The sequence below is a fragment of the Amycolatopsis sp. genome (genome assembly GCF_025464955.1).
GTDB lineage: Bacteria > Actinomycetota > Actinomycetes > Mycobacteriales > Pseudonocardiaceae > Amycolatopsis.
In genome coordinates, this window is record NZ_JAODNM010000086.1 from 1 (window position 1) to 3,550 (window position 3,550).

Below are 3,550 nucleotides of genomic sequence, written 5' to 3' on the forward strand. Positions count from 1 at the left end.
GATCGGTGGCTCAGCATCGAGCACGAAGCCGACGGACAGACCGTCATCCGCTACCCCGCCTACAAGGTGACACCTGACGGAATGCGGCTGATCGACCCCGACGACTGCAACCGGGCATGGACAGAGGAGCGCACCACGCCCATGACAGTGGAGCTGCAGCCATACCAGAGCACGGGCACGGAGACGCGCGCGTGATCGGTATCGCTGCCCTCGTCGTCGTCATGCTGTGGCGTGAGTGACCATCAACACCCTTGCTCAGCCCCGCAATTCAGGCTCACCTTCGGCCTGACCTGGGACAATAGAGCAAGCACCCCGGCGACTGCGACAACAGTCCCGGGGCATGGCCGACCTGATGAAAGCAGGACGACGTGATCAAGCGTATATGCACGCTGCCCGAGTGCGGCAAGCCCCACCGATCCAAAGGGCTGTGCTCCACCCACTACAACCAGCAGCACGCCACCCCCGGGCAGCGACACCCCAAGGTGACCGTCCAGTGCACGTGGTGCTCCACCGACTGCGTCAAGGACGCGAGCCGCGAGCGCAGGTACGGCGGCCTCTTCTGCTCGCTGGCATGCAGGGATCTGTGGCGCAAGGCAACAGGGAACAACCCGTCGCCATCAGCCGAGTCCTGCGCCCGAGGTGGTGCGGCTGCGGCAGTCATCCATCAGAGCCGGCGAGCCAAGGCGAAGAGGAAGCTCAGCCGGGCGGCTCGCGGGACGCGCGGGCGGACATGGACCGTCGGGGCATGCGAGCGATGCGGCACACAGTTCGTTGCGACGACACGTGGATGGCCCACGGCACGCTACTGCTCAGACCGATGCCTGAAGCGAGCAAGGAACTCACGACGGCGGGCACGCGAGCACCGTGCCGAAGCGGAAAGCTACTCGCGATACGCGATCTTCGTTCGTGATGACTGGCGCTGTCACATCTGCCGGCTCAAGGTCGTGAGATCCGCCGTGGTCCCACATGCGATGGCGCCCACCATTGATCACCTACTGCCCCTGGTAGCAGGTGGTGCAGACTCGCCGGCCAACGTGGCGACGGCGCACTTCCTGTGCAACTCGATCAAGGGCGACAGGGCTGGACGCTTCGGTGATCAGCTCGCCTTGATCGGATAACCGTCACGGTCAGTGACAGGGACCCAGGGGACATACCGGACATGGCTTCATCACTCGGACCTTCGGGGAGGGCTACCGCTGTGTGTACGGGTCGCCAAATCTTAATGATCTTGTGAGTAGTAACTCTCTGTAACATGCGCGGGCCGCAATGGCTTGGCGTGGACGTGTGCCGCAACGGCACTGAGGAGTGATCGATATGCCCGCGAACGGACCCCTGCCGAAGGATCCTGGTCAGCGACGCCGGCGCAATGCCGACATCGTGGCGACGACGACCCTCCCGGCGAACGGACCGGACGGACCCACGCCGGAACTGCCCGGCGGGCACGACTACGACAGCCGCACGCTGGCCTGGTACGAGACATGGCGCAGCAGCCCGCAGGCGGCGACGTTCCTCATGACGGACTGGCAGCGTCTGCACATGTTGGCTGAGCTGGTCCAGCAGTACTGGGAGGAGCCGAGGAAGGATCTGCTGGCGGAGATCCGGCTGAACGAGGGATCGCTGGGCGGCACGGCGGCGGACCGGGTGCGCCTGCGCTGGACGGTAGCTGAGCCGGAGAGCGATTCTCCGGGATGGCGGCCCGCGAAGGCCCACGGCGCGGCGTCGCGGCGGGACCGCGTGCTGAAGGTCGTCGATGGCCAGGCAGATAGCTGACCCCGACCAATTCGTCTCCCTCGGCTTCGATGCGATCGACTGGATAGAGCACTACCTGTGCCACGGTCCGGGCGACGTCCAGGGCCAGGATCTGGTCATCGATGACGAGATGGCTGGCTTCATCGTCAAGGCGTACCGGCTCGACCCGGTGACAGGCCGCAGGAAGGTCAACCGCGCGTTCCTGTCCCGTCCGAAGGGCCGGGCGAAGAGCGAGCTGGCCGGCGCGCTGGTCTGCTTCGAGGCTTTGGGACCGTGCCGGTTCGACGGCTGGGATGCGAGCGGCGAGCCGGTTGGCCGGGAGCAGATATACCCGTTCATCCGCTGCCTGGCGACGGAGGAGAACCAGTCCGGGAACACTTACGACAACGTCACGGCGATGCTTGAGCACCTGGTGGAGAACTTCGGGGACGAGTTCCCGGGGATCGACCTGGGTCGTTCGGCGCAGACGTCGTCCCGGATCTTCATCGAGGGTGGCGGCGAGATTGTCCCGTCGACGTCGTCCGGGGCCGCGAAAGATGGCGGCAAGGAGACGTTCAGCGTCTTCGATGAGACGCACCTGTATGTGCTGCCGGAGTTGCGGGCGATGCACAAGACGGTGCGCCGCAATCTGGTGAAGCGCCGGGCGGCAGAGCCGTGGTCGCTGGAGACGTCGACGATGTACGCGGTCGGCGAGAGCAGTGTGGCCGAGGCGACGCACGAGTACCACAAGGCGGTGGTTGCGGGCCGAGTGCGTGACGGCGGCCTGCTGTTCGACCACCGCGAGGCCCCGCATGTCGAGGACTTGCACGACGACGACCAGCTGATGCCCGCGCTGGAGTACGTCTACGGGGACGCGGCCGGCTGGATGGATCTGGAGCGCATCGCTTCGGACATGCGCGAGCCGGACACCGATCCGGCGGACGCGCGGCGGTACTTCCTGAACCAGCCGGGCACCGCGTCAGCGAAGGCCTTCGACAAGGCGCGTTGGCGGGAGCTGGCTGACTCTCGCTTCGTCGTGCCGGACAAGGAGCCGATTGCCATCGGCTTCGACGGGTCGAAGTGGAGTGACTCGACTGGCTTCATCGCTACCCACATTGAGACGGGTCACCAGTGGGTGCTCGGTGTCTGGGAGTCCCCGGCGAACAAGCAGGAGGCGGAGTCCTGGGAGGTGCCCGAAGGTGAGGTGCACGCCGTCCTGGACGACGCGATGCGGACCTGGCGTGTGATGCGGGTCTACGCCGACCCGGCGTACTACGAGGAGACCATCGCGGCCTGGGCCGGGAAGTACGGGCCGAAGGTCGTCGTCGAGTGGTGGACGCACCGTCCCCGCCAGATGGCGTTCGCTTTGCGGGCGTACCAGACGGCGATGACAGGCGGCGAGTTGTCGCACGACGGCAGCGATGTGTTCGCCCGGCATATCGCCAACGCGGTCAAGCGTAATGCCCGGGTGAAGGACGACGAGGGAAAGCCGATGTGGACGATCCAGAAGGACCGCCACGACTCCCCCCGGAAGATCGACCTCGCAATGGCCGGGTGCCTCTCGTGGGAGGCCCGGCGGGATGCGATCAAGGCTGGCGGCAACGAGCCGCCTCCTTCCCGGAAGACGACTGTGATGCGCTGACGATGACGGGGGTGGTTCTGTGGCCCTCGATCTCGATCCGGAGGCGTGGCTGAAGCGGCTGATCGGGCAGCACGACAAGGAGCTCCCCGAGCTGCGGCTGATGGACTCCTATTACGAGGGTTCGCAGCCGCTGTCGTATCTGGCGCCGGAGATCCAGTCCGAGTTGAACGACCGCATGCG

Annotated in this window: 4 protein-coding genes; all 4 read left to right on the top strand. The window is 66.0% G+C overall.

All coding sequences use genetic code 11. The annotated features are described in order from the left end of the window. The coding region (locus JWQ81_RS19060) for a hypothetical protein (protein ID WP_297543355.1) at positions 1-195 on the top strand (195 nt) is incomplete at its 5' end. A 287-nt stretch (positions 196-482) separates the two neighbouring features. Further along, positions 483-1,118: an HNH endonuclease signature motif containing protein gene (locus JWQ81_RS45005; RefSeq protein WP_366942314.1), complete on the top strand. Its 636-nt coding sequence runs from the start codon at positions 483-485 to the stop codon at positions 1,116-1,118. A 196-nt stretch (positions 1,119-1,314) separates the two neighbouring features. Continuing rightward, a complete protein-coding gene (locus tag JWQ81_RS19065) occupies positions 1,315-1,770 on the top strand; it encodes a hypothetical protein (RefSeq protein ID WP_297543357.1) in 456 nt (151 codons plus the stop codon). Next, positions 1,751-3,370 carry a terminase gene (locus tag JWQ81_RS19070; RefSeq protein ID WP_297543358.1) on the top strand — a complete coding sequence of 540 codons (1,620 nt, stop codon included), beginning with the start codon at positions 1,751-1,753 and terminating at the stop codon, positions 3,368-3,370. Before JWQ81_RS19065 ends, JWQ81_RS19070 begins: the two co-directional genes overlap by 20 nt. Positions 3,371-3,550: the final 180 nt, after the last annotated feature.

Bases quoted from the DNA above. Each gene is read 5' to 3' on its own strand.
- JWQ81_RS19070 (WP_297543358.1), top strand. From the start codon at position 1,751: ATGGCCAGGCAGATAGCTGACCCCGACCAATTCGTCTCCCTCGGCTTC.
- JWQ81_RS19065 (WP_297543357.1), top strand. From the start codon at position 1,315: ATGCCCGCGAACGGACCCCTGCCGAAGGATCCTGGTCAGCGACGCCGG.